The sequence below is a fragment of the Nereida ignava genome (assembly GCF_047114695.1).
GTDB classification, from domain to species: Bacteria; Pseudomonadota; Alphaproteobacteria; order Rhodobacterales; family Rhodobacteraceae; genus Nereida; species Nereida ignava.
The window spans coordinates 1,828,640-1,854,745 of sequence record NZ_CP112885.1 but is presented as its reverse complement, the minus strand read 5'-3'; the positions used below and the strand labels follow the sequence as shown (position 1 = coordinate 1,854,745).

Here is a 26,106-nt window from a genome sequence, read left to right as displayed (position 1 = left end):
TCGCTTTAGTCGCGGCTGTCAGTATCGCCTGTCATGATGGTGTCAAACTCATCACCACCCACAACGTCTTCGGCTGTCGGCGCGGCCAATGCGGCAGCTGCTTCGGCTTCTTCACGACGTGCTTCCAAAACAACGTTGTCACGATCCTGAGCAACACGCTGCATCTGCTGAGTTGCGCCACCGGTACCGGCTGGGATCAGACGACCCACGATGACGTTCTCTTTCAGACCAATCAGCTTATCGCGCTTACCTTGAACCGAAGCTTCAGTCAGCACGCGTGTCGTTTCTTGGAACGATGCGGCTGAGATGAAGCTGCGTGTCTGCAACGATGCTTTCGTGATGCCGAGCAAGATAGGCTCGCCCTTCGCCAAACGACCACCGCGTGCAGCGGCTTTCTCGTTTGCAAGGTCAAACTCTTGCTTGTCCACATGTTCGCCCTTGAGCAGCGTTGTTTCACCGCTGTCGAGGATTTCCCACTTCTGGAGCATCTGACGCACGATAACTTCGATGTGCTTGTCGTTGATCTTAACACCCTGCAGTCGGTAAACCTCCTGCACTTGGTTGATCATATAGTCAGCAAGCGCTTCGACGCCCATAACCGCAAGAATATCGTGCGGCGCAGGGTTACCGTCCATGATGTAATCACCCTTCTGGACGTAATCACCTTCCTGAACAGGAATGTGCTTACCCTTAGGCACCATGTATTCGACTTTCGCCTCATCGGCGGCTTCGGGCGTCTCGGCTGCAGGAACAATCGCGATGCGGCGCTTGTTCTTGTAGTCTTTACCGAAGCGTACGTAGCCATCGATTTCAGCGATGATCGCGTGGTCCTTTGGACGACGTGCTTCAAAGAGTTCCGCAACGCGTGGCAGACCACCGGTAATGTCTTTTGTTTTCGCGCCCTCACGAGGAATACGCGCAACAACATCACCTGGGTTTACCGTGTCACCATCTTCAACAGACAAAATCGCGTCTACTGACATCGGGTATGCAACAGGGTTGCCATCGTCCTTCAGAACAGGCTCACCATTTGCATCCGCCACCAAGATTTTTGGTGCCAGCTCGTTGCCTTTTGGCGCCGAACGCCAATCAGTAACGATACGCTGCGTCATGCCGGTTGCGTCATCTGTGTCTTCACGAACTGCGATACCCGCAGTCAGATCAACAAACTTAATGACGCCGCCTTTTTCTGCGATCATTGGAAGTGTGAATGGGTCCCATTCAAACAACTTATCGCCACGTGCAACATCAGCACCTTCTTTGACCAAAAGCTTGGAACCGTAGGACACTTTATGTGACGCACGCTCTTTGCCGTCTGGACCAGTGATGGACAGCTTCATGTTACGGCCCATAACGATCTGCTCGCCTGCGGCGTTCTCGATCAACTGGCCATCAGCGAAGACAACTTTACCCTCTTGGCTAGCTTCTTGGAACGATTGTTGGCCACCGCCCTGCGCAACACCACCAATGTGGAATGTACGCATGGTCAGCTGTGTACCTGGCTCACCGATAGACTGCGCCGCGATGATGCCGACGGCCTCACCTTGGTTCACAATTGTACCACGTGCGAGGTCACGACCATAACATGCCGCACAAACGCCTTCTTCACTTTCACAAGTTAGCGGGCTGCGGATGCGCATAGACGCTACGCCAGCTTCCTCAAGACGGTCAGATGCGCGCTCGTCGAGCAACTCACCTTTGGTTGCCAAAACATCGCCAGTCACAGGGTGCAGAACATCTTCCGCACACACACGACCCAGCACACGCTCTGCCAAGGTTGCAACAACCTCACCATCATTAACCGCTGCTTCAGCCGTGATCGCCACTTCAGTACCACAGTCATGCTCGCGCACGATGCAGTCCTGAGCCACATCCACAAGACGGCGTGTCAGGTAACCTGAGTTCGCAGTTTTCAACGCCGTATCCGACAGACCCTTACGAGCACCGTGGGTAGAGTTGAAGTACTCAAGAACAGTCAGACCTTCTTTAAAGTTCGAGATAATTGGCGTCTCGATGATCTCACCGTTTGGTTTGTTCATCAGGCCGCGCATACCGCCGAGCTGTTTCATCTGAGTGACCGAGCCACGCGCTTTGGAGTCAGCCATCATGAAGACGCTGTTTGGCTCCATCTCTGCGCCGTTTTCATCGGTTTTGATCGAAGCGATCGTACCCATCATGGCGTCAGTGACTTTGTCGTTACACTTTGACCAGGCATCGACAACTTTGTTGTACTTTTCACCCTGAGTAATCAGGCCGTCCATGTACTGCTGTTCGAATTCAGCTACTTGTTCACGAACGCCATCAACGATTTCCCATTTGTTGTCTGGGATAACCATGTCATCCTTACCGAACGAAATACCGGCGCGGAACGCTTCGCGGAAGCCCATGGTCATGATCTGGTCACAGAAAATGACAGACTCTTTCTGGCCGCAGTAACGGTAAACAGTGTCGATGACTTGCTGAACTTCGCCTTTTTTCAACAGACGGTTCACCAATTCAAACGGCGCTTTGTTGTTCATCGGCAGCAATGCACCAAGGCGCACACGGCCCGGTGTTGTTTCAAAGCGTTGGATGACGGTGTTACCTTCTTCGTCAATCTGAGGAACACGTGCTTGGATCTTGGCGTGAAGATGGACTTCACCCGTATCAAGTGCGTGCTGCACCTCATCGATTGAACCAAAGACCATGCCTTCGCCCTTCATACCCGCACGCTGTAGTGACGTGTAGTAAAGGCCCAAGATCATATCCTGTGATGGAACAATGATCGGCGCGCCGTTCGAGGGCGACAGAACGTTGTTGGTAGACATCATGAGAACACGTGCTTCAAGCTGTGCCTCAAGTGACAACGGAACGTGAACCGCCATCTGGTCACCGTCAAAGTCAGCGTTGAACGCAGAACACACCAGCGGGTGCAGCTGAATTGCTTTACCTTCGATGAGAACCGGCTCAAACGCCTGAATGCCCAAACGGTGCAGCGTAGGCGCACGGTTCAACATGACGGGGTGCTCACGAATAACTTCGTCGAGGATGTCCCAAACTTCTGGACGCTCTTTTTCTACCAGCTTCTTAGCCTGCTTAACTGTCGAGGACAGACCTTTGGCTTCAAGGCGGGAGTAGATGAACGGCTTAAACAGCTCGAGCGCCATTTTCTTAGGCAAGCCACACTGATGAAGCTTCAACTCGGGGCCCGTGACGATGACGGAACGGCCAGAGAAGTCGACGCGCTTACCCAAAAGGTTTTGGCGGAAGCGACCTTGCTTACCTTTAAGCATGTCAGAAAGTGACTTGAGCGGACGCTTGTTTGCACCGGTGATCACACGACCGCGGCGGCCGTTGTCAAAGAGCGCATCAACCGATTCCTGCAACATACGCTTTTCGTTACGTACGATGATGTCAGGCGCGCGCAGCTCAATCAGGCGCTTCAGACGGTTGTTACGGTTGATTACGCGACGATAAAGGTCGTTCAAATCAGACGTCGCAAAGCGACCACCATCAAGAGGCACGAGTGGGCGCAGCTCTGGCGGGATCACAGGCACAACAGTCAGGATCATCCACTCAGGACGGTTGCCGGACTCAATGAAGCTTTCGACGATTTTGAGACGCTTGATGATTTTCTTCGGCTTCAACTCACCAGTTGCTTCAGCAAGATCAGCGCGCAGCTGCTCGGCCTCTGCTTCCAGATCGATGGCTTGCAACATCTCGCGGATCGCTTCCGCACCGATGTTTGCAGTGAACGCATCCATGCCGAAGTTGTCTTGTGCGTCCATGTACTCTTCTTCGGTCATCAACTGACCGTAAGTAAGGTCAGTCAAGCCAGGCTCGATGACGACATAGTTTTCAAAGTACAAAATGCGCTCAAGATCACGCAGTGTCATGTCCAGCATCAAGCCAATCCGAGATGGAAGTGACTTGAGGAACCAGATGTGTGCTACTGGTGATGCCAACTCGATGTGGCCCATACGCTCACGGCGTACTTTTTGAAGCGTAACTTCAACGCCACATTTCTCGCAGACAACGCCGCGATATTTCATGCGCTTATATTTGCCGCACAGACATTCATAGTCTTTGATCGGGCCAAAGATACGCGCACAGAACAGGCCATCACGCTCAGGCTTGAACGTGCGGTAGTTGATGGTTTCTGGCTTTTTAATTTCACCGAATGACCAAGACAAAATGCGCTCTGGCGATGCCAAAGATACTTTGATTTCGTCGAACACCTTTGTGGGTGTCAGTGGGTTAAACGGGTTATTTGTGAGTTCCTGGTTCATTTTCAGATCCTTAAATCAGGGGGGAGGAAGGGGTGAATGAGGGGCTAAGCCCTCATTCACCATCCTCCGCATCCAGGAGTTCCATATTCAGGCCGAGGCCACGGACTTCTTTGACAAGAACGTTGAACGACTCGGGTACGCCCGCTTCGAAGTTGTCCTCGCCTTTGACAATGCTTTCGTAGACTTTCGTCCGTCCAGCAACGTCGTCCGATTTGACCGTAAGCATCTCTTGCAGGGTGTATGCAGCGCCGTAAGCTTCCAGAGCCCAGACCTCCATCTCCCCGAAACGCTGACCACCGAATTGCGCTTTACCGCCCAATGGCTGCTGTGTGACCAGCGAGTATGGACCCGTTGAACGCGCGTGGATTTTGTCGTCCACGAGGTGGTGTAGTTTCAGCAGATACTTGATGCCGACTGTGACAGGACGGGCAAACTGCTCACCAGTACGACCGTCAAACAAGATTGACTGACCGCTCTGGCTGAAGCCTGCGCGAACCAACGCATCATTGACGTCAGCTTCTTTGGCACCGTCGAATACAGGCGTCGCAATTGGCACACCGCGTGTGACGTTGCCCGCTGCTTCAACAACAGACTGCTCATCCATGCCCTTGATGCCTTCGTCATAAACGTCGTCACCATAAGCAATTTTCAACGCATCACGGACAGGTGTCAGATCGCCAGAACGCTTGTACTCGCCAAGCGCTTCATCAATCTGAATACCAAGGCCACGTGCAGCCCAACCCATGTGGGTTTCAAGGATCTGACCAACGTTCATACGTGACGGAACACCAAGCGGGTTCAGAACGAAATCAACCGGCGTACCATCGGCGAGAAACGGCATGTCTTCCATAGGTACAACCTTGGAAATAACACCTTTGTTACCGTGACGACCCGCCATCTTATCGCCGGGCTGCAGCTTACGCTTAACGGCGACAAAGACTTTAACCATCTTCATAACACCTGGGGGCAGATCGTCGCCGCGGCGAACTTTCTCTACCTTGTCCTCAAAGCGCGCATCGAGGGTCCGTTTCTGGATCTCATACTGCTCATTCAGGGCCTCAACGATTTTCGCATCGTCTTCGTCCTCAAGAGCAAGCTGCCACCACTGACCGCGGCTAATGCTATCGAGCAAATCTGCGTCAATTTTAGAACCGGCTTTAACGCCTTTTGGTCCTTTGACAGCAATTTTGCCTTCGATCATGTCGCGGAGACGGGCGTAGATGTTGCGATCGAGAATGACCAACTCGTCATCACGGTCACGGGCCAAACGCTCAACTTCTTCACGCTCGATCTGAAGTGCACGCTCATCTTTTTCAACGCCGTGGCGGTTGAAAACGCGGACTTCTACGATTGTACCGAAATCGCCTGGTGGCAGACGAAGTGATGTATCACGCACGTCAGATGCTTTTTCACCAAAGATCGCTCGCAAAAGCTTCTCTTCGGGTGTCATTGGGCTTTCGCCTTTTGGCGTGATCTTACCAACAAGGATGTCAGCCGGACCAACTTCCGCACCGATGTACACGATACCCGCTTCGTCGAGGTTGCGCAGAGCTTCCTCACCGACGTTTGGAATATCGCGTGTGATTTCCTCTGGCCCAAGCTTGGTGTCACGTGCCGCTACTTCGAACTCTTCGATGTGCACGGAAGTAAACACGTCATCACGCGTGATGCGCTCGGAGATCAGGATGGAGTCCTCATAGTTGTAGCCATTCCAAGGCATAAACGCGACAACCACGTTTTTACCAAGGGCCAGCTCACCCATGTCAGTTGACGGACCGTCGGCAATAACTTCACCTTTGGTCACCAAATCACCAACCTTCACCAACGGACGTTGGTTAATACAAGTGTTTTGGTTTGAGCGTTGGAATTTACGCATGCGGTAAATATCAACACCAGCGTCGCCAAGTTCGAGGTCTTCGGTTGCACGAATAACGATACGTGTCGCATCGACTTGGTCGATGATACCCGCACGTTTCGCCATGATCGCCGCACCGGAATCGCGGGCCACAACTTCTTCGATACCAGTACCAACGAGTGGTGCCTCGGCTTGCAGAAGTGGAACCGCCTGACGTTGCATGTTCGACCCCATCAGGGCGCGGTTAGCATCGTCATTTTCAAGGAACGGGATAAGCGAGGCCGCGACAGAGACTAGCTGCTTTGGTGAAACGTCGATCAGGTTCACGCTGTCGGACGGTGACAATGTGTAATCACCAGACTTACGTGTCGAAACCAGATCGTTGACGAACTTGCCGCCTTCATCAAGGTTCGCGTTGGCCTGCGCAACTGTGTGACGCATTTCTTCCGTCGCGGACATGTACTGAACTTCGTCAGTCACCTGACCGTCAACAACTTTGCGGTATGGTGTTTCGATGAAACCGTATTTGTTAACGCGTGCGAAAGTTGCCAGCGAGTTGATCAGACCAATGTTTGGACCTTCCGGCGTTTCAATCGGACACATCCGACCGTAGTGCGTTGGGTGCACGTCGCGCACCTCAAAACCCGCACGCTCACGTGTCAGACCGCCTGGTCCAAGCGCTGAGAGGCGACGCTTGTGCGTCACTTCGGAAAGCGGGTTTGTTTGGTCCATAAACTGTGACAGCTGCGATGAGCCGAAGAATTCGCGAACTGCGGCGGCTGCAGGTTTCGCATTGATCAGATCTTGCGGCATCACTGTGTCGATTTCGACAGAGGACATACGCTCTTTGATCGCACGCTCCATGCGGAGCAGACCAACGCGGTACTGGTTCTCCATCAGCTCACCAACGGAACGCACGCGGCGGTTGCCGAGGTGGTCAATGTCGTCGATGTCGCCACGACCATCGCGCAGATCAACCAGCGCTTTGATACATGAAACGATGTCTTCTTTGCGCAATGTGCGCTGTGTGTCTTCTGCATCAAGCGCAAGACGCATGTTCATCTTAACGCGGCCAACTGCAGACAGGTCATAACGCTCGCTATCGAAGAAGAGCGTATCAAACAGAGCAGAAGCAGAATCTACGGTGGGTGGCTCACCCGGACGCATCACACGGTAGATGTCCATGAGCGCAGTTTCGCGGTTCATGTTTTTGTCTGCCGCCATGGTGTTACGCATGTAAGGGCCAACGTTGACATTATCGATGTCGAGTACAGGGATTTCAGTGATACCAGCGTCCAGCAATTCTTTCACAGAACCGCCGATTGCATCGCCGTCTTTGTCGACTTCCCATGTCAGCTCATCACCGGCTTCAACGTAAATCGCGCCGTTGTCTTCGTTAATGATGTCTTTGGCAACATATTTACCCATGATCTGATCGAACGGAAGCAGCAATTCAGTGACTTGGCCTTCGTCGATCAATTTCTTGACCGCGCGTGGTGTCACCTTCTTGCCCGCCTCAGCAATTACTTCGCCCGAAGCTGCATCGATGAGGTCATATGTTGGACGTGTGCCGCGAACGCGCTCTGGGAAGAACTTCGTGACCCAGCCTTTACCCGCTTCATAACGGTAAGACACTGTGTCGTAGTATGCATCCATGATGTCTTCTTGGGTCAGACCCAAAGAATACAAAAGCGTCGTTACAGGCAGCTTGCGGCGACGGTCGATGCGCGCAAAGACGATGTCTTTGGCGTCGAACTCAAAGTCCAGCCAGCTACCACGGTAGGGGATGATGCGGCATGCAAACAGGAGTTTACCTGATGAGTGGGTCTTGCCTTTGTCGTGATCGAAGAAAACGCCCGGTGAACGGTGCATCTGGCTCACGATAACACGCTCGGTGCCATTCACAACGAACGTACCGTTTGGCGTCATCAAAGGCATGTCGCCCATAAAGACATCTTGCTCTTTGATGTCTTTGACAGATTTCGCGCCTGTATCTTCGTCAATTTCAAACACGATCAAGCGCAGCGTCACTTTCAGTGGCGCGCTGTATGTCATGTCACGTTGCTGACACTCCTCAACGTCATACTTCGGCTTTTCCAGCTCGTAGTTGACGAACTCAAGGATCGCGGTTTCGTTAAAGTCTTTGATCGGGAAAACCGACTGGAAGACGCCTTTGATGCCTTCGCCGTCGAGCGGCTGAAGCTGGTCACCTGACTTCAAAAAGAGGTCATATGATGACTTCTGAACCTCAATAAGGTTCGGCATTTCTAGGACTTCGCGGATTTTACCGTAGTATTTGCGCAAGCGTTTCTGGCCGAGGAAGGATTGAGCCATGTGCGTTGTCACCTTTCATGTGTTCTCACTGGATCGCTACACCGTCGGGCATCGGTGCGCGGCCCTTTTGAGACAGGAAAACCAAGCCAATACCTGCGTATCGTCCCACCGACACGCTCCCGCTTGGACCTTCCTTAGAAGCGGCTCTGCATTTGAAAGCAGCTTCTAAGACAGGTTAAGCTGGGCACGGAATTAACCATGCCCAGCCAATATTGTGCGCGGGACTAAGCCCCACACCCAGCCAATTAGGCCAGTTCGATCTCTGCGCCAGCTGCTTCCAGCTTAGCTTTGATGTCTTCAGCTTCTGCTTTGTCGACACCTTCTTTGACTTTACCGCCAGCTTCGACGAGGTCTTTAGCTTCTTTCAGGCCAAGACCTGTGATGCCGCGGACTTCTTTGATGACTGCGATTTTCTGTGCGCCGGCGTTCTTCAGAACAACGTCGAACTCAGATTTTTCTTCAGCAGCTGCACCAGCGTCGCCACCTGGGCCAGCCATCATGACTGCGCCGCCAGCTGCTGGCTCGATGCCATACTCATCTTTGAGGATGGTTTTCAGTTCTTGTGCTTCGAGAAGGGTAAGACCAACGATCTCTTCAGCAAGTTTTTTCAGATCAGCCATTATACTGTTTCCGTTTCCTAAGGTTGTGTTCCAACGTGTAGCGATGTTGCCCACGAGGGTTTCCAGTTGTGCTTATGCAGCTTTCTCTTCGATGGTCGAAAGAATGCTCGCGATGTTCGAAGCAGGTGCGCCAATTGCGCCAGCGATGTTGGAAGCAGGTGCGCCGATACAACCCACGATAGAAGCAATAAGCTCCTCGCGGCTTGGCATCGATGCAACGGCTTTCACGCCAGCAACATCCAGAGCAGTATCACCCATTGCACCACCAAGGATAACGAGCTTGCCGTTTTCCTTTGCGTATGCATCAACCACTTTCGCCGCAGCGACAGGGTCTTCTGAATAGGCGAGAACTGTCATCCCTGTCAGGTACTCAGACACGCTTTCGCATGGCTGACCGTTCAGGGCGATTTTGGCGAGCCTGTTTTTGGCAACACGCACAGACCCACCCGCTTCGCTCATTTTAGCGCGCAAGTCCTGCATTTCAGCAACTGTCATTCCCTCGTAGTGGCTAACCACTACGACGCCAGAGCTTTCAAAGATTTGGCCGAGTTCGTCGACGACTTTTTCTTTTTGTGCTCTATCCACAGTTTTTCTCCAAATATGGCAGGTTACCCCGCCGGCTCAGTGTACCGGATTGCTCCGGCGGTTGGGTCCTTCAAACGGGACGCCCGAACCGCCAGTGACCAAAACGGCCGCTGAAGAAACTGGTCTGATCCCGTCTCAGGCAGGAATTAAAGGACAAAGGCCCAAACCCACCATCTCGGACGAAACGCAAAAGAGCGCGTGACGAATCGCGCGCTCAACTGCAATGACGTGGTTAGACAATTGTTAGTGTTTTGCCAAGCCCCGTTTCACCGCCACGATTGCTACGCGCACAAAGCCGGCGAAAACCCACCGACTACAGGTTTGTTGTTTTTCAAATGCCGCGCAACAAGTTGCCTGATCTGCCTTCCCCTGGGAATGAGCCGTGCTGGCCGTGCTGCGGTTTGCAACAATTCGGGAAAGAAGTCTGCGATCTCTGTAACTGCATCGGGGCCAATCGCTTTGCAGGCCTGCGCGCCGGTAAGTAGTGACTCGGTCGGTGCATCATGGGCATAAATAATCTGATGCTGATCAAGAAGTAGGTGGAAGTAGGTCACCGTGTCCCAATCCTCAATAAGCTGAACACCCGGCAAATCCAGCAGCTTGATAGCGGGGACCAAAACTTCGGCTGTGCCTGTCATCCTTTCAGCGATTGGCGATACAAACAACATCCGATGCTGCTGTGAGACGATAAGATCCTTACTCGGAATCCCTGCACCAAGCGCACCAGCCTTAATGCGAACAGGTCGAAAATTATCGCGAGCAGGACGGCTTGCCTTGCCAATCCACCGGATGGGCTGCAGCCCCCCATCACGTGTGACCACCAGATCACCCACCTGCAAGTCTTCAACTCTGCGGTTGCCCTGAGGCGTAAGGATTTCCATCCCTTTTACAAAGCACGTGACAAAATTGAACGCCTCACGATCCCCGAACAAACCCACGGAAGCATTGGTGTCCAACGCCCCCAAAGTAACAGAACGGATGGCGGCCGCTTCAAGTGCTGTTTGGTTAGCACTTGGGCCGAAATCCGGCGCGAGGAACGTGTCACCATTGGTATCCTGAAAGACCACAGCGGTAATTTGCGCGCTTGTACCGTCAACGTATGTGAGCGTCGCGTTGTATACGGCAAGCGCATCGAAGATCCGAACAGGACCCCCATCAATTGAAAACTGATCATTGGAAAAGAAGTTATTTTGATCGTAAATTCCGCCAAAACCGAAATTGAACCCGTTACCAACGGTTGAGAACGAACGAATATCGTTCACGAGCGCATTGCCAACTCCCCCAAAGGTTTGCTGCTCCAGAAGATTAGCGTTTTCAGCGAAAAAATTACCCTCGATAGGGTCGATGATTGACTGATTGCCAAGGGAAATAACGTTAAACGTTGTAGGCATACGGTGACTGAGGCGCGCGGCGCCAACCCTTCATGGAAACAAAACACTCCTTAGTAAGGAATTGTTAACCAAGGGAATATGGCCGAATTTGGCCTCAATCTGCATCAATTCATGTCAAAGAAAAGGATTGTTAGTGTCCGCGCAACAAACGATAGGGTTCGCTAAGGTGTGCGACCCAACAACATCCACAAAAAGAAAAAGGCGAGCCCCGAAAGGCCCGCCTCAAAATACTCAACAACTGAGCACGTAAGATTATTCTTGTGCAGCGTCGTCGATAGATACCGTTACACTTGGGCCCATTGTTGAGCTTAGTGTGATCTTTTTCATGTAAGCGCCTTTGGCACCGGAAGGACGAGCCTTCTGAACCGCACCGATGAAAGAGCGAACGTTTTCGATCAACTTTTTCTCACCGAATGACGACTTGCCAAGACCTGCGTGTACAACACCAGCTTTTTCAGCTTTGAACTGCACTTCGCCGCCTTTTGCAGCTTCGACAGCCGCCTTGACGTCCATAGTCACTGTGCCAACTTTTGGGTTTGGCATCAGGTTGCGTGGGCCGAGTACTTTACCCAACCGACCAACGATTGGCATCATGTCAGGCGTCGCAATGCAGCGATCAAAATCGATGGTGCCGCCTTGGACGATTTCCATCAGATCTTCTGCACCAACGATGTCTGCGCCAGCCGCTTTCGCTTCGTCTGCTTTTGCATCACGTGCAAAGACAGCAACACGAACTGATTTACCAGTGCCGTTTGGCAAAGATACAACGCCACGAACCATTTGGTCTGCGTGACGCGGATCAACACCGAGCTGCATGGAGATTTCGACTGTTTCATCGAACTTTGCTGTAGCGTTGGCTTTTACCAGTGCGACCGCCTCATCAACGGTGACGTTGGATTTGCCCGCGAATGCCTCGCGTGCCGCAGTTGTGCGTTTTCCAAGTTTTGCCATCTTACTTCACCTCAATGCCCATAGAGCGGGCAGAGCCCAGAATAATCTGCATCGCGGCTTCGATATCGTTCGCGTTCAGATCTTTCATTTTCGCTTCAGCGATCTCACGTACCTGCGCAGCAGTTACCTGACCAACCGTCTCACGGCTTGGGTTGTTCGCGCCAGATTTAACCTTGGCAGCTTTCTTCAGGTAGTATGATGCTGGTGGCGTTTTGATGTCCATGCTGAAGGACTTATCAACGTAATACGTGATAACCGTTGGGCAGGGTGCACCTGGCTCCATATCCTGTGTCTTGGCGTTAAACGCCTTACAGAATTCCATGATGTTGATACCACGTTGGCCAAGCGCAGGGCCTACGGGCGGTGATGGGTTAGCTTGACCTGCAGGAACCTGCAGCTTCATTGTGCCAGCGACTTTTTTAGCCATTGGACTTCTCCTTGCTCAACTCCCACTCCAGACGCGTCTGGCGGGATGGGTTGCCGTGGTCCGGTTTGACAGCGCGCTGCCAAAACCTCCCACGATTTGCACGATCAGGCCTGCTTAGTGACCTGCGTGTATTCCAATTCGACCGGCGTTTCGCGACCAAAGATTGATACTGTAACCTTGAGGCGCTGGTTGTCGTCGTCGACTTCCTCAACCATGCCGTCGAAATCTTCGAACGGACCGTCGTTAACTTTAACTTTCTCACCGACTTCAAAGTGAATGAGCGTACGCGGCGCTTCTTCACCTTCTTGAACGCGGTTAAGAATTTGGTTCACCTCTGCATCACGCATCGGCATCGGGCGGCCTTGCGGGCCCAAAAATCCTGTGACGCGGTTCATGGAATTGATCAGGTGATAGCCTTCATCCGTCATTTCCATGTGAACCAAAACGTAGCCAGGCATAAAGCGACGCTCGGTCGGAACTTTTTTGCCGCGGCGAATTTCGATGACTTCTTCGGTTGGAACCAGAACTTCGTCGATCTGGTCTTCCAACTCAGCCTCAGCCGCAGCGACTCTGATGCCTTCAGCGATCTTTTTCTCGAAGTTCGAGAGTACGCTAACTGAATACCACCGTTTTGCCATTGCTGTCGGTCCTTTTGTGCCGCACGCGAAAGCGCGCAAAATCTTATGTTAATTCAAACAGTTACACTGCCTTCTCAAAACAAAAAGCGGCGCGCTACACGAATCGAAGCACGCCCATCTGTCTCAAGTTGTTGCGCAATACCGCCGAAAACATGTTGTTTCAAGGTGTTATACGCAATTTAGAAAGCAGCTACGTGTTAGCCGTTCAGGATAAACGATAGTCCCGAGCGAATAATCCAATCGACGAAAAAGAAGAAGATAGCCGTCAAAACGGCCATCATGAACACCATGATTGTCGTCAAAACTACTTCACGGCGCGTTGGCCATGTGACGCGACCAACTTCGGTGCGGACTTGTTGAATAAACTGAAGCGGATTCGCCATGTGTCGTTTTCCTATAGATTTCATTGGCAGATACTTGGGCCAGACTGGTTTTTCAAGCCTTGAGCAGATGAACCTTGGGCATTGCTGCAATTTCCGCCATATCGGCCGCATATCTTTGCGCTGACATTTCCAGATCAGCGGCCTGCCAAGGGTCGAACTTTGGATATTGCGCCCCTGTCGGAAATGCATCGCGCGCTGCCTGTGCAATCGGCCGGCGGGGGATTTTGTGCAGACGGCGATTATGACCGGGATCACGTGCTTGATGGTCCCGCAGGGCCACAACAGCCTGCTCGGACAGCCCGGGGTGGGACCGTTCAGGTACCAACGGAATGGTGCCCAAATTTTGACCAATCAGACCTGCAAATATTCTCTGGGTCAACACGCCATAGTCTTCATAGCGCCAGACCATGATCCGGCGGACGTTTGGCAAAGCATGGATGCGATGAACCAAGTCCACCCACGTGCAAACATCATAACTTGAGCGCGCGATAAAACGCTCAAACGATGGAAAATACCCCCCCATCAGCGTTTGGGTGTAGAGCGATCGGAAGTAGCCCGCGTAATCCCTCAGCGAAATCGCTACATCAACCTGCTGCTCAGGCGCGCCCTGCCCCATCTGCGCAATCAACTGATGACCGCGTTCATAAAGAACAGGGTTCGGACCCTCGCCCATTTTGTAGGGCAGCCGCAGCATGTTCTCCTCGGAAATGAGCAACCGATCATGCCCGTCCAACATTTGTTGCACACCACTTGCAAAACGCCCCTCAGCAAGGCGCAAATGATCCGCAACGTCACTGCCACCCGCGCGAAGCGTCTTTGGGTCCCAGTAACTTACGCCCGCCGCGTTGAGCCGTGCCCGTGACAGGCGCAAACTGGCCTGCATATGCGTCGTGGCAGTTTTGTGCACGCCAACGTGCAGCATAATATGTGTCATGGGAAAATTCGCCTGGCAGGGGCGGAGGGGATCGAACCCCCGGCCGTCGGTTTTGGAAACCGATGCTCTACCGCTGAGCTACACCCCTGCAGGCAGGAATGCGAATAAGCGAGGTCTGGGGTAAGATCAAGACAGCAATTCATCTCGTGGCTCAATTACCGCTCATGCGGGATATCAACAGCCCGCTGTTTAGCAATCACCGCACGCTGAAATCCAGCGTTGTGGATGACATCAGCGGGTTTCGCGCTGTGCACGTCGTAAAAAGCAATCATGCTTTCAAGTCCGTCAAATTCGGTGAAGTCCCGCAACAGTTCATCAGCCACCCATTTGATCGGCAACTCCAACAGCGTTTGTGCTTTTTGATAGTGGTAACAAATCACATTGAGCAGCGCTTGCGGCTTAATCGCACCAGCTTTGTTCCATTTCACATCGATCATACTCATCTTGAGCCCCGCCAGATGCGTTGCAACAGGCAGACTTATCTGATCGAGCGTGGGATAGATCCCTTTCGCCAATCGTCGCGCTTCAATCGCAAGCGCCGTATCGCGCCAAATTTTACCGAATTGATCCCCGTGGTACGCCACAAAGCCGGCCGACATACTTGGCGCAACATAAGATCCGCTGGGCCGCGCAAGCCTGCCACGGGGCAGTTCCATATCAACTGAAGCATAAGCCGCGCGCCACGCATCTACAGTTTTGCCCCACATCCAATCGCCAGTTGGCCTGCCAGACACTGCACCAACGCGCAAAGCGTCCCCAAGGAAAGCGGGCTGCAACATGAACATGTCTGTATCAAACAAAATTGTGGCGGGCGCTGCGCGGCTCGCGGCACAGGCATAAAGCTTATTACCTTGGGGATAAGGTACCTCAAACTCAGGTGATATCGGGGCAAGCTGTACGCCGTGCCGTTCAAAAAAGCGCACTGTTTCGGGATGTAACTGATCAATCAGATGCGAACGGCAATAAGCGTGGAGGGCCACATCATCCGCAGCGAACGCCATCAATGAGGACGCCAGAAGAATGGCTGGCCACTCATAATGGCCCGGTTCGACCATAAAGACGCAAGAAAGCTCGGCTTTGTCATGATGGATGAGGGTCATAGCGTCTCCGCAAAAGTTACGAGAGCGGGCTATGACACAATCTGGGCAAAACTATGGAAAACGGCCGCCCCAAATGAATGGAGCGGCCGCTGTATCGTTTTGAATGCGCCCAAAAGGCGCAATCAGCTTAGGCGATGATTTTTGCTACGACGCCTGCGCCTACTGTGCGGCCGCCTTCGCGGATCGCAAAGCGAAGACCGTCTTCCATCGCGATAGGTGCGATCAGCTCGACTTCGAACTTCAAGTTGTCGCCCGGCATAACCATCTCGGTACCCGCTGGAAGCTCAACTGTGCCTGTCACGTCAGTTGTACGGAAGTAGAACTGTGGACGGTAGTTCGCAAAGAATGGCGTGTGACGGCCACCTTCTTCTTTGGTCAGAATATAAGCTTCTGCCTCGAACTTCGTGTGAGGAGATACGGAACCTGGCTTACAAAGAACCTGGCCACGCTCAACACCTTCACGGTCAACGCCGCGAAGAAGCGCGCCGATGTTGTCGCCTGCTTCACCGCGATCAAGCAGCTTGCGGAACATTTCAACACCTGTGCAGGTTGTCTTCGTGGTGTCACGGATACCAACGATCTCGATCTCTTCACCAACGTTGATAACGCCACGCTCAACACGACCGGTTACAACTGTACCACGGCCAGAGATTGAGAACACGTCTTCAATCGGCATCAGGAACGGCTGGTCAACAGCACGTGCCGGTGTCGGGATGTAGCTGTCAACAGCTTCCATCAGCTTGTCGATAGACTCTTTACCGATGTTGTCATCGCGGTCTTCCAGAGCGGCCAGAGCAGAACCGGCTACAACTGGGATGTCGTCGCCTGGGTACTCGTAAGATGACAGAAGCTCACGGATTTCCATTTCAACCAACTCGAGCAACTCTTCGTCGTCAACTTGGTCAACTTTGTTCATGTAAACAACCATGTAAGGGATACCAACCTGGCGACCCAACAGGATGTGCTCGCGTGTTTGTGGCATAGGACCATCAGCTGCGTTAACAACCAAGATCGCGCCGTCCATCTGAGCAGCACCAGTGATCATGTTTTTCACATAGTCAGCGTGGCCTGGGCAGTCCACGTGTGCGTAGTGACGTGTCTCTGTTTCATACTCAACGTGAGCAGTAGAAATCGTGATACCACGTGCTTTTTCTTCCGGCGCGCCGTCAATCTCGTCGTATGCTTTGAAGTCACCAAATTGCTTGGTGATCGCTGCAGTCAACGTCGTCTTACCGTGGTCAACGTGACCAATCGTGCCGATGTTTACGTGCGGTTTAGAGCGTTCAAACTTTTCCTTAGCCATGAGCCAACCTTCAATCTATTCAGGGGCGCGGCGGAAAACACCGTTATCGCAGCCCGTTTCCAACGGTGCGGCGTGTATGAGGTTTACACAGATAAATCAAGTCATTCCGCATCGTTGAGTGGCGCGAACCATGCGGCATTTTCGATCAACCAATTTTCGATCTTTATCGCGGCATTTGCGCTTAGGCCCGCCATTTGTTCTTCACGCGATCTGGTAAGCCCTGAGCCAAGCAGGCTACCACCGGAAAAGCTCTCAAAAACAAGGATTTGTTCGGGCGTTTTATTGATCTTTTGGCCCTTGGCGTTGTCCCAAACAGTGACTGAAACTTGCAAGATCGACTTGGGCGACAACACAAGTGGCACGCCGGGGGCGGCCAAGACAAATTGATCAACGCTTACACCCAAATGATAGAGACCACCTGCATCGTAGCGACCGATCTGGGCATCAATGGCAGAGCTAAGGCTTTCGACCCACTCCTCCGCCGTCGCATCCCGAGACAAAGGCCCCTTCTTGGCCGTCGTTCCGATCACAACGTTATGACCCAGATCAAAGCTGCTGAGCGCAGGCGAAGGGGGTGTCATCTCAGCGGTTATGCCCCCACATCCCGCAACTGCGAGCAGCGCAAGCAAACCAACTATCATTTTCCACACGGGCACACACCTTTCATAACCGGTTGAAAGTTCCTAACGCAGTTTCAGGGCCCTTCACAATGGACAGCGCGAAGATGTGACTTACCTCCAAGGGGTCACCATTATGAACGGCAACAGGTAACGGAGCGATCAAATGTCAGACAAACTGCCAGCGCGATGCAAACTCGTGACCGAGCCGTTGGGCATTATCGAGACACTGCGTGTCGCGCGACGGAACTTGGTTGAGATCATTCCGGACATCGCCACAAAGCAACCAATTGTTTCGGGCAAAACCGCTGTGGTGCGTTGGCATATGGTGATGGAACCGGATGCGTTACGCCACATTCTGAAGGACGCCGTGGATGTGTATCCCAAGTCGGACGTCACCAAAAACATTCTTGAACCTGCCATCGGCAATTCCCTTTTCATCGCTGAAGGCAGCCATTGGCGTTGGCAAAGACGTGCCGCAACGCCCGTTTTCAAACATCGCAATATCGCAAACTTGGCTCCGATCATGGGCGCGGCTGCTGATCGCTCAACCAAGCGGCTGGCAGCATCCAAAGGCCGTGCGGTCGATGTGTTTGCCGAAATGGTGCAAGCCACGTTTGAGGTGATCTCGGACGTCACGTTCTCCGACGGCGATAGTGTGGACGCAGGCGCAGTTCACCGCGCCATTGATGCCTACATCGCACAGACTGCCAAAGTGTCACTGCTTGATATTATTGGCGTGCCTACGTGGGTACCGCGCCTGAACCGCATCGGATCATCTTCAGCTATGAAGGATATGCGCCGTATCGCGGATGCTTCGATTGAAGAACGGCGCAACGCAGGACCCCGTGACATTCCTGATCTACTTGATCTGTTGCTGGAAGGCGAAGATCCGGAAACAAAACGCCAGATGAACACGGATGAATTGCGCGACAACCTTTTGACCTTCATCGTTGCAGGACATGAAACAACTGCCCTCACCTTGGCATGGGCGCTTTATCTGTGTGCCTTTGATGAAGACGTACAGCAAAAGGCCCGCGCCGAGGCAAGCGAGGTTTTGAACGGGCGCACGGCCACGGCAGACGATATCAAGGCCCTGCCCTACATTCGCCAGATCATTGATGAAGCTTTGCGCCTCTATCCGCCTGCCGCTTTCATCAGCCGCACTGCACAACAATCAGATACGCTGTGTGGGCGCGAGGTGCGCAAGGGCGACACAGTCATGCTGCCCATCTATGCCCTGCACCGTCATAAAGACCTGTGGGAAAATCCTGACGCCTTTGACCCTGACCGCTTTGCGGATCCAAAGGCCGTAAACCGCTTTTCATACCTACCCTTCGGGGATGGTCCACGGGTGTGCATCGGGGCGTCATTTGCCCTGCAAGAGGCGGTGATCATTCTGGCTACACTGCTTTCGCGGTTCAAATTCACGGCCGTTAAAGGACGTGATCCGCGTCCGGAACTGATCCTGACACTACGGCCAAGTGGCGGCGTGTGGCTTCAGGTTGAAGAGCTTAGCAGCTAGCCACAAATCGTCTGTAGATCGCGCCACGCTTGCGCATTCAAAACGGGCCGATAGGTCTTGCCCTGCTGTACATTGTCCCGCGCGTTTTGGGCACGCAGGCTCAGCGAGGGATGCGATGATAACCATTCAAGAGCACCCGTCATATCTGGGCTGTCCTCTTTAAGCGTTTCAAAAAAGCGCGCAAAGGCCAGTGGAGATATCTCAGCCTCATCCAAAAGTTTCAGGGCAAATTCGTCTGCTTGAGCTTCTGCTTTACGGGTGTGGCTCGCGTTCATCACCTGATCTGCCGCGCCTGCAATAATCAAACCTCCGGTTGCGTCGCCAAGCATCAGCGACAACAATCCCGCAGACCCCGCCGCACGCAACGTCAGGCGCATCGGGTCGCGGTTAATCACGTGGCCTAATTCATGGGCCAGAACACCCGCCACTTCATCTGCGCTCTGAGCAGCCTCCAACAAACCACGGAACAAAATCACCTGACCACCGGGCAATGCAAATGCGTTAATCAAAGGGTGATCCACGACTTGAACGTTCAAGGTGTAGGGCACATCCAGCGGCCCCAACACACGGGTGACCATCTGGGCCAAAGCCGCATCACCTGCGGCTGATGAGCATTGCCAACTTTCATCAGCACTGTCGTCTTGCCAAACCATCGCACGCTCAATCTGAGAAGAAACAACTTTACCGATACGCTCTTCACGCTCAGTCGGAATGACAGTAGCGAGTTGATCTGACAGGCTGGGAATGATTACGAAGAGCATCACCGCCAAGGCAGCCGCCGCGGCCACACTCCAACCGATTACTTTTCGAACCAGCGGTCCAATGGGCCGCCGTTTATCAAGGTTAGGGGCGAGCGCCGCCAAAACCGTCTCATCGTGCAAATTAAACGGGTAAAGACGCGCTTCATCTGGATCACCAGCCAAATACAAAACCGTGCGCGATCCGTCTTGCATCCGCCGCAACCGCTTTAATGGCCACTCCGCAAGCACATCGCCTTGGGCATCACAAATCCGCAAAACCTCTGCAGTCGCCGCAACTTCGATGTAGACGTCGCGCTTTCCAGCGGTCTTTCCATCTACGAAAGAGGCAAGGCTACTTTGCAACGCCATCGCTTAAAACGCACCGCCCACATCAAGAGCATCCGCAAAGCCTTCGGCGTCAGGCATATCATCGGCAGCACGTTGTTGAATGGTGTCGAAATGCTCGGGATAACGCACAGCGCATGTTTCTACGATGTGACCAAAAATCGGTTGGGTAATGAATGCCATGGTCGAAGCGCCGCCCATCACAAGCGCAACCACATAGCTCAGCACGGCAATGATTGTGCTGAAAATCTGCGCGCCACCGAACCCACCGGCTGCACCAATTTGGCTGGCCATGAATAAAATCACACCTGCCGGAATTGCCGCCGCAATAGTCACCAACATCGTTAGCAACGACCCTTTGATGTAATGCCCAACGACACGGCCAGTTTGGGGTGACGCCTCAAACTCAATCGCCCCATCATCAAGTGTTTTGTACCGCGCCATTATCGCAAAGCTTTGCAAGCGGTAGTGCACAAACCCGATCACGATCAGGACCGTCCCAACTACCATGACCGTGATGCCAAGACCCTCGGAACCTGACGCGCTGACAACTGCCCCCACAATGCTGACCCCAAGTCCAAGAAGTAACACAGATGCCGCGCGATAAAGCATTGTCCAGCGGCCACCTTGTTCAAATTGCGCATCGCCGTACCAAGTGCGGTCAGTCTTAAATTTCTCCAACTGAAATGTACCAAGCGGGGCAAGAATACCAAGTGAGACAACCGTGATGACGCTGTAAACAATCGCGCGCCACATATAGCCAAGCGACGCCTGATCCATGCCAAACCGCAAACCCCGCCACCGCGTGCGCGACAGCATGTAACGACGGCCGCGATATTGGGCGATAAAGATAAGCGGGACAATCGCGATCAGCGTGGCGTATGTCGCGCCAATGCTTGCAAATATCTGCGCCTCGCTAGCCCCCTCATCAGGAACCAAATCAAGCAGGCTGAGACCGGCAAAAGTCAGCAAGACCTGCAACAATCCCAAATAAACGGCCAGCACCACCAAAGCGATCAGAAAGCCAATGAATTTTTCAACGCCTGTTCCCGAGTATTCCATTGGATCACCACCGGGCTGAACCGCATTCCACACATAACGCCGCACACGCGATTTGGCCCAAAACCGGTAAATCCCAAGGGTCAAAACAGTCAAAATGCCCGTTTGAAGGACCAGCAAAAAGATGGGACCACGTTGCCCACCGTATCTGCCTTCAAGTGTGTCGCCCTGCTCCATTACTCGTCATCCTTCTTACTCACACACCAGCTACCTAGGTGAACTTATTATCCCTCGGGAACCCGCGCGGCGCCATACGGCCAGCACCCGCGCGCTTACCCGTCCATTCCGCAAGTGCCGTTTCAGTACGGGTACGACCAGCCGGATCAAGCCAGCTCAACCCTTCGCTGAAATCAAACGTGGTCGCATCACTAAGACCGCCGTCTTTATATTTCTGAAGGCGAACCCCTTTGCCCCGCGCCATTTCCGGCAATTCATCAAGAGCAAAAACAAGCACTTTGCGGTTTTCACCAACCACAGCCACATGATCACCCAAGACGGGACGACATACAGCAGCAGTGTTTGGTGCGCGCACGTTCAACACTTGCTTGCCACCACGGGTTTGCGCGATCACCTCATCTTCAGGCACCACAAACCCATCGCCCGCACTTGATGCAAGCAGCAGCTTGCGCCCCGGCTTATGGATGAACAGCATCAAAATTTCGACGTCTTGAGGCAAATCAACCATCAGTCGCACGGGCTCGCCCATGCCCCGGCCACCGGGCAAAGTGCTGGCCTGCAACGTGTAGAAACGCCCGTTCGTCCCAAGCAGCAAAATCTTGTCGGTTGTCTCGGCGTGGAAGATAAACCGCGGGCCGTCCCCATCTTTGAACTTCAGTTCGCGGCCAAGGTCGATATGGCCCGACATAGCGCGGATCCATCCCATTTTTGAGCAGACAACCGTGATCGGCTCACGCTCGATCATCGCCTCAAGGGGAACGTCTTCCACTTCGCCTGCTTCGGCGAATGTGCTGCGCCGTGCGCCAAATTCAGATTTCGCACCAAATTCCTTGCGGGTCTGACGCAGTTGCTCTGAAATAGTGGACCACTGAATTTCTTCGCTATCAAGAAGGTCTTGCAGACCGGCGCGTTCTTCCATCAAGGCGTCACGCTCGCGTACCAGCTCCAACTCTTCAAGGCGGCGCAGCGACCGAAGGCGCATGTTCAAGATAGCATCAGCCTGAACTTCACTCAGCTCGGTACCCAGATCACGTGACGGGGAAACATAATCTTTCTCATCCGTCGCGCGCACAAAGTCTTGCGACCAGCTTTCATGCATCAGGGCGCGCTTTGGGTCTTCGTCATATCTGATAATATCAATGACACGGTCCAAGTTCAGGAACGCGATGATAAAGCCTTCGAGCACTTCAAGCCGGTGATCAATCTTGTCGATCCGGTGCTTTGAGCGGCGCAGCAGAACGTCACGGCGGTGATCCAGAAACGCGCGCAGAACTTCTTTTAGGCTGCACACTTTTGGTGTCAGACCATCAATCAGCACGTTCATATTCAAACTGAAACGCACCTCAAGATCAGAGTTGCGATACAGCATTCCCATCAACACATCGGGATCAACATTCTTGGACTTCGGCTCAAGCACGATACGTACGTCGTCGGCACTTTCATCGCGCACATCCGCAAGGATCGGCACTTTTTTAAGCTGAATGACCTCGGCCAGCTTCTCGATTAGTTTCGACTTTTGCACCTGATAGGGGATTTCAGTGACGATGATTTGCCACATCCCACGATCAAGCTGTTCAATCTCATAACGGCACCGCAGGCGGAACCCGCCCTTACCGGTGCGATACGCCTCGGCGATATTTTCACGCGGCTCAACAATGACACCGCCAGTTGGAAAATCAGGACCCGGCACGTGTTCAAGCAGCGTTTCGTCCCGCGCATTCGGCGCCTTGATCAGATGCAAACACGCGTTGATCAATTCTTCGATATTGTGAGGGGGGATGTTCGTGGCCATGCCCACGGCAATACCGCTTGATCCGTTCGCCAACAGGTTTGGAAACGCAGCTGGTAAGACCACAGGCTCAGTCAACGTGCCGTCGTAGTTTTCGCGGAAATCAACAGCATTCTCGGCCAGACCATCCAGCAGCGCCTCGGCTGCGATGGTCATGCGCGCTTCAGTGTAACGCGACGCGGCGGGATTATCGCCGTCGATGTTGCCAAAGTTACCCTGCCCGTCAACCAACGGATAGCGGACGTTAAAGTCCTGCGCCAAACGCGCCATTGCATCGTAAATCGCGGCGTCCCCGTGCGGGTGATAGTTCCCCATCACGTCACCGGAAATTTTAGCTGATTTACGGAACCCACCTGTTGGGCTTAGCTTCAACTCGCGCATCGCGTATAAAATCCGCCGGTGCACAGGCTTCAGACCGTCACGCGCATCAGGCAAGGCCCGGTGCATAATGGTGGACAATGCGTAGGTCAGATACCGGTCACCCAAAGCACGGCGCAATGGCTCTGCGACGGCGGGGACGTTTTGATCATCTGTATCGGGCGGTAAATTAGTCATGGCTTTGTGTAACTGTGGCTGAATCGCGCGTAAAGCGAACAAAGTTGAATATTTGCCTTTGCCTGCTCACAGAATCGAAAAACTCATGCTAGAACTTTAAGTGTGGTTGTAACGAGTTAGCGCTTCGGCGTGCGGAGTAGTGTGATGTGGCGAGTGATCCTTCTTTGTTTCGGTTTTTTGGCTTTTGCGTTTTATGAATTGAGCGGGGGCGATGAGTTCGTGGCGGAAAGTTGGCCGGATGGCAGCGAGCTTGTTCTAATCGCGCGTTATGAGCCTGCTCCAGAACCCGCCCTTGAAGATAATCAACAAGCAGTCGAAGTTGCCGTGACCAAAGCGATTACCAGCGACGCTTTCGGACTTGCCGAGCTTGCCAACCCACCCAAAATCAACGCTGCAGAAGCCTCGACCAGTGACGCAGTCATTACCACAGTTGCACTGTCAACAGCTGTTGAGGACGCTCTTGAGGCTGAGGACATCCTCCCCGCAGCGCCACCAGAGGTAATTAAGGTAATCACGGGCAGTGTTGTGAACATCCGTGGCGGGCCGGGCACTGTTTTCGGCGTTGTGACAAAGCTGAACGCCGGTGATGAAGTTAAGGTCATTGATGATCTTGGCCGTGGGTGGGTGCAAATTCGAACGGCTGAGAACCGCATCGGCTGGGTTGCAGATTTCCTTTTGGGCGACGGATAACCCTTGCGGGACACCGCTGCGCTTGCCACAACAGCGCAATGAAATCAGTACTCATTACAGGATGCTCAAGCGGCATCGGCTATGATGCAGCCCACGGGCTGCGCGACGCAGGCTGGCGCGTTTTTGCATCGTGCCGACAACAAAAAGACTGCGACCGCCTGAAGGCAGAAGGCTTTGAAAGCCCCCTTTTGGATTACGCTGACAGCAACAGCCTGAAGGCAGGCCTTGCCGAGGTGCTTGATGCCACAGGCGGCACCTTGGACGCACTTTATAACAACGGCGCCTTCGCAACCCCGGGCGCAGTTGAGGATTTGCCACGCGACGCACTGCGCGCGAATTTCGAAGTGAATGTGTTTGGCGTTCATGAACTGACCAACCTTGTGATCCCAGTCATGCGCAAACAAGGACACGGGCGTATTGTGAACTGTTCATCAGTATTGGGACTAGTCGTGCTGCCGTGGCGCGGGTCCTACAACAGCACCAAATTCGCACTCGAAGGGCTGACGGATACGCTGCGTATCGAGATGAAGGGAACTGGCATTCACATCATCTTGCTTGAGCCAGGCCCCGTTACCAGCAGCATTCGCGCAAACTCTATTCCGCATTTTGAAAAGTGGATTGATTGGAAAAACAGCGCCCGTCGAAGTGCCTATGAAGCGGGCCTGTCCAAGCGATTATACAAGGATAACGGTCCCGATACTTTCGAATTGCCTGCCTCGGCGGTGACCAAAAAACTGCGTCACGCGCTTGAACATCCTAGGCCAAAACCACGCTATTACATCACAACGCCGACCTACATTATGGGCTTTGCCCGCCGCATTTTGCCAACCCGCGCATTAGATTGGCTGATATCCAAGGCCTGACCCCTCGCCTTTCGGCCAAAGCGGGTTATCTCGCAGGGAACTATACAAAAACAAGGACTGACCATGCTTTCCGATCCACTATTTATCGTTGCTGCTATCGCTTGCGTAATTGTGCTTGGCATTTTGATGTTGGGCATCGGTGGCTTTGCCAAAGGCGGTGACTTCAACAAAAAGCACGCCAACAAAGTTATGCGCTGGCGTCTTTATGCACAGTTTGCGGCGGTAATTTTGATCGTTGCTTGGGTCTTCATCTCACAGACATTCGGAGCGTAAACCATGGTCGTACTCAACAAAATCTACACAAAAACCGGTGACAAAGGCCAAACAGCTTTGGGCAACGGTGAGCGTGTCGCAAAACACTCCATGCGCGTGAACGCTTATGGAACTGTTGACGAAACCAACTCAATCGTGGGCCTTGCGCGGCTACACGCCACTGGCGAAATCGATGCGCAGTTGGCCATGATCCAAAATGACCTGTTCGATTTGGGCGCCGACATGTGTCGCCCTGACATCGCCAAAGATGCGGAAGCAGAATACACACCGCTACGTATCACAGACGGCCAAGTCGCCCGCCTCGAAAGCGAAATTGATGCGATGAACGAAGCGCTTGAGCCACTTCGCAGCTTCATTTTGCCGGGCGGATCAGCCCTTGCTGCATACCTGCACCAATGTCGCACCGTTGCACGCCGCGCAGAACGCCTTTCCGTTGAACTGGCCAGCGTTGAAGACGTGAACACCGCAGCCGTCAAATATCTGAACCGCTTGTCAGATTGGTTTTTTGTCGCATCGCGGGTGGCGAATAATGACGGCAAAGACGATGTTTTGTGGGTTCCTGGCGCCAATAGGTAAACACCAAAAAAGGCAACGCGGCGTCGAAGAGCCCTTTGGTGTCGATTTTGCCCTGTTTTCGTTTGTTCTGCATTGCTAGACAACCAAGGAAGATTATTGCGCAGCGAA

At 53.2% G+C, this 26,106-nt stretch carries 21 protein-coding genes and 1 tRNA gene; 5 read left to right on the top strand and 17 right to left on the bottom strand.

Translation table 11 applies throughout. The features are described 5' to 3' along the window. Positions 1 to 5 precede the first annotated feature (5 nt). From rpoC to OLX08_RS09090, 14 genes are all read right to left on the bottom strand, one after another. Positions 6 to 4,268, bottom strand: coding sequence for a DNA-directed RNA polymerase subunit beta' (gene rpoC, locus OLX08_RS09155; RefSeq protein ID WP_391481025.1), 4,263 nt, complete (start codon positions 4,266 to 4,268; stop codon positions 6 to 8). 52 nt (positions 4,269 to 4,320) lie between these two features. Next, positions 4,321 to 8,457, bottom strand: coding sequence for a DNA-directed RNA polymerase subunit beta (gene rpoB, locus OLX08_RS09150; RefSeq protein WP_391481023.1), 4,137 nt, complete (start codon positions 8,455 to 8,457; stop codon positions 4,321 to 4,323). Positions 8,458 to 8,702: 245 nt separating this feature from the next. Then, positions 8,703 to 9,077: a 50S ribosomal protein L7/L12 gene (gene rplL / locus OLX08_RS09145; protein WP_391481022.1), complete on the bottom strand. Its 375-nt coding sequence runs from the start codon at positions 9,075 to 9,077 to the stop codon at positions 8,703 to 8,705. A gap of 72 nt (positions 9,078 to 9,149) precedes the next feature. After that, positions 9,150 to 9,662: a 50S ribosomal protein L10 gene (gene rplJ, locus OLX08_RS09140; protein WP_341247476.1), complete on the bottom strand. Its 513-nt coding sequence runs from the start codon at positions 9,660 to 9,662 to the stop codon at positions 9,150 to 9,152. 281 nt (positions 9,663 to 9,943) lie between these two features. After that, a complete protein-coding gene (locus OLX08_RS09135; protein WP_391481020.1) occupies positions 9,944 to 11,053 on the bottom strand; it encodes a Hint domain-containing protein in 1,110 nt (369 codons plus the stop codon). 252 nt (positions 11,054 to 11,305) lie between these two features. Beyond that, positions 11,306 to 12,004 (bottom strand): 50S ribosomal protein L1, encoded by a 699-nt coding sequence (gene rplA / locus OLX08_RS09130; RefSeq protein ID WP_391481019.1) that lies wholly within the window; start codon positions 12,002 to 12,004, stop codon positions 11,306 to 11,308. 1 nt (position 12,005) lies between these two features. Further along, positions 12,006 to 12,431: a 50S ribosomal protein L11 gene (rplK, locus tag OLX08_RS09125; protein ID WP_048599873.1), complete on the bottom strand. Its 426-nt coding sequence runs from the start codon at positions 12,429 to 12,431 to the stop codon at positions 12,006 to 12,008. Between the two features lie 104 nt (positions 12,432 to 12,535). Beyond that, positions 12,536 to 13,069, bottom strand: coding sequence for a transcription termination/antitermination protein NusG (gene nusG, locus OLX08_RS09120; protein ID WP_048599872.1), 534 nt, complete (start codon positions 13,067 to 13,069; stop codon positions 12,536 to 12,538). 197 nt (positions 13,070 to 13,266) lie between these two features. Next, positions 13,267 to 13,452 carry a preprotein translocase subunit SecE gene (secE, locus tag OLX08_RS09115; RefSeq protein ID WP_048599871.1) on the bottom strand — a complete coding sequence of 62 codons (186 nt, stop codon included), beginning with the start codon at positions 13,450 to 13,452 and terminating at the stop codon, positions 13,267 to 13,269. A 52-nt stretch (positions 13,453 to 13,504) separates the two neighbouring features. Further along, on the bottom strand, positions 13,505 to 14,386 hold the full coding sequence (locus OLX08_RS09110; protein WP_391481018.1) for a hypothetical protein: 882 nt from the start codon (positions 14,384 to 14,386) through the stop codon (positions 13,505 to 13,507). A 13-nt stretch (positions 14,387 to 14,399) separates the two neighbouring features. After that, positions 14,400 to 14,474: transfer RNA gene (locus OLX08_RS09105), tRNA-Trp, on the bottom strand. Positions 14,475 to 14,541: 67 nt separating this feature from the next. After that, positions 14,542 to 15,486: a hypothetical protein gene (locus OLX08_RS09100; RefSeq protein ID WP_391481016.1), complete on the bottom strand. Its 945-nt coding sequence runs from the start codon at positions 15,484 to 15,486 to the stop codon at positions 14,542 to 14,544. A 127-nt stretch (positions 15,487 to 15,613) separates the two neighbouring features. Next, entirely contained in the window at positions 15,614 to 16,789 is a 1,176-nt protein-coding gene (gene tuf, locus OLX08_RS09095; RefSeq protein ID WP_048600220.1) for an elongation factor Tu, read from the bottom strand. Between the two features lie 101 nt (positions 16,790 to 16,890). Further along, entirely contained in the window at positions 16,891 to 17,430 is a 540-nt protein-coding gene (locus tag OLX08_RS09090; RefSeq protein ID WP_412535651.1) for a hypothetical protein, read from the bottom strand. Between the two features lie 142 nt (positions 17,431 to 17,572). Between OLX08_RS09090 and OLX08_RS09085 the strand changes: the two genes are divergently transcribed. After that, a complete protein-coding gene (locus tag OLX08_RS09085; protein WP_391481013.1) occupies positions 17,573 to 18,931 on the top strand; it encodes a cytochrome P450 in 1,359 nt (452 codons plus the stop codon). On the opposite strand, the gene OLX08_RS09080 is transcribed toward OLX08_RS09085, so the two are convergent. Genes OLX08_RS09080 through parC form a run of 3 tightly spaced genes read right to left on the bottom strand, consistent with a single transcriptional unit; the run spans position 18,928 to position 23,596 of the window. Continuing rightward, positions 18,928 to 20,040, bottom strand: coding sequence for a M48 family metallopeptidase (locus tag OLX08_RS09080; protein ID WP_391481011.1), 1,113 nt, complete (start codon positions 20,038 to 20,040; stop codon positions 18,928 to 18,930). The genes OLX08_RS09085 and OLX08_RS09080 overlap by 4 nt on opposite strands. A 3-nt stretch (positions 20,041 to 20,043) precedes the next feature. Next, entirely contained in the window at positions 20,044 to 21,252 is a 1,209-nt protein-coding gene (locus OLX08_RS09075; protein ID WP_391481010.1) for a DUF898 family protein, read from the bottom strand. A 34-nt stretch (positions 21,253 to 21,286) separates the two neighbouring features. After that, positions 21,287 to 23,596, bottom strand: a complete 2,310-nt coding sequence (gene parC / locus OLX08_RS09070; protein ID WP_341246818.1) for a DNA topoisomerase IV subunit A — start codon at positions 23,594 to 23,596, stop codon at positions 21,287 to 21,289. Positions 23,597 to 23,740: 144 nt separating this feature from the next. Between parC and OLX08_RS09065 the strand changes: the two genes are divergently transcribed. The 4 genes from OLX08_RS09065 (at position 23,741) to OLX08_RS09050 (ending at position 25,998) form a co-directional block, all read left to right on the top strand. Beyond that, positions 23,741 to 24,286 (top strand): SH3 domain-containing protein, encoded by a 546-nt coding sequence (locus OLX08_RS09065; protein ID WP_391481008.1) that lies wholly within the window; start codon positions 23,741 to 23,743, stop codon positions 24,284 to 24,286. Between the two features lie 38 nt (positions 24,287 to 24,324). Further along, a complete protein-coding gene (locus OLX08_RS09060; RefSeq protein ID WP_391481007.1) occupies positions 24,325 to 25,149 on the top strand; it encodes an SDR family NAD(P)-dependent oxidoreductase in 825 nt (274 codons plus the stop codon). 63 nt (positions 25,150 to 25,212) lie between these two features. Then, on the top strand, positions 25,213 to 25,422 hold the full coding sequence (locus tag OLX08_RS09055; RefSeq protein ID WP_048598750.1) for a twin transmembrane helix small protein: 210 nt from the start codon (positions 25,213 to 25,215) through the stop codon (positions 25,420 to 25,422). 3 nt (positions 25,423 to 25,425) lie between these two features. Next, positions 25,426 to 25,998, top strand: coding sequence for a cob(I)yrinic acid a,c-diamide adenosyltransferase (locus OLX08_RS09050; RefSeq protein WP_341246815.1), 573 nt, complete (start codon positions 25,426 to 25,428; stop codon positions 25,996 to 25,998). The last annotated feature ends 108 nt before the right edge of the window (positions 25,999 to 26,106 follow it).

Bases quoted from the DNA above. Each gene is read 5' to 3' on its own strand.
- rpoC (WP_391481025.1), bottom strand. From the start codon at position 4,268: ATGAACCAGGAACTCACAAATAACCCGTTTAACCCACTGACACCCACA.
- rpoB (WP_391481023.1), bottom strand. From the start codon at position 8,457: ATGGCTCAATCCTTCCTCGGCCAGAAACGCTTGCGCAAATACTACGGT.
- rplL (WP_391481022.1), bottom strand. From the start codon at position 9,077: ATGGCTGATCTGAAAAAACTTGCTGAAGAGATCGTTGGTCTTACCCTT.
- OLX08_RS09135 (WP_391481020.1), bottom strand. From the start codon at position 11,053: ATGCCTACAACGTTTAACGTTATTTCCCTTGGCAATCAGTCAATCATC.
- rplA (WP_391481019.1), bottom strand. From the start codon at position 12,004: ATGGCAAAACTTGGAAAACGCACAACTGCGGCACGCGAGGCATTCGCG.
- rplK (WP_048599873.1), bottom strand. From the start codon at position 12,431: ATGGCTAAAAAAGTCGCTGGCACAATGAAGCTGCAGGTTCCTGCAGGT.
- nusG (WP_048599872.1), bottom strand. From the start codon at position 13,069: ATGGCAAAACGGTGGTATTCAGTTAGCGTACTCTCGAACTTCGAGAAA.
- secE (WP_048599871.1), bottom strand. From the start codon at position 13,452: ATGGCGAATCCGCTTCAGTTTATTCAACAAGTCCGCACCGAAGTTGGT.
- OLX08_RS09110 (WP_391481018.1), bottom strand. From the start codon at position 14,386: ATGACACATATTATGCTGCACGTTGGCGTGCACAAAACTGCCACGACG.
- OLX08_RS09100 (WP_391481016.1), bottom strand. From the start codon at position 15,486: ATGACCCTCATCCATCATGACAAAGCCGAGCTTTCTTGCGTCTTTATG.
- tuf (WP_048600220.1), bottom strand. From the start codon at position 16,789: ATGGCTAAGGAAAAGTTTGAACGCTCTAAACCGCACGTAAACATCGGC.
- OLX08_RS09090 (WP_412535651.1), bottom strand. From the start codon at position 17,430: ATGATAGTTGGTTTGCTTGCGCTGCTCGCAGTTGCGGGATGTGGGGGC.
- OLX08_RS09085 (WP_391481013.1), top strand. From the start codon at position 17,573: ATGTCAGACAAACTGCCAGCGCGATGCAAACTCGTGACCGAGCCGTTG.
- OLX08_RS09080 (WP_391481011.1), bottom strand. From the start codon at position 20,040: ATGGCGTTGCAAAGTAGCCTTGCCTCTTTCGTAGATGGAAAGACCGCT.
- OLX08_RS09075 (WP_391481010.1), bottom strand. From the start codon at position 21,252: ATGGAGCAGGGCGACACACTTGAAGGCAGATACGGTGGGCAACGTGGT.
- parC (WP_341246818.1), bottom strand. From the start codon at position 23,596: ATGACTAATTTACCGCCCGATACAGATGATCAAAACGTCCCCGCCGTC.
- OLX08_RS09065 (WP_391481008.1), top strand. From the start codon at position 23,741: ATGTGGCGAGTGATCCTTCTTTGTTTCGGTTTTTTGGCTTTTGCGTTT.
- OLX08_RS09060 (WP_391481007.1), top strand. From the start codon at position 24,325: ATGAAATCAGTACTCATTACAGGATGCTCAAGCGGCATCGGCTATGAT.
- OLX08_RS09055 (WP_048598750.1), top strand. From the start codon at position 25,213: ATGCTTTCCGATCCACTATTTATCGTTGCTGCTATCGCTTGCGTAATT.
- OLX08_RS09050 (WP_341246815.1), top strand. From the start codon at position 25,426: ATGGTCGTACTCAACAAAATCTACACAAAAACCGGTGACAAAGGCCAA.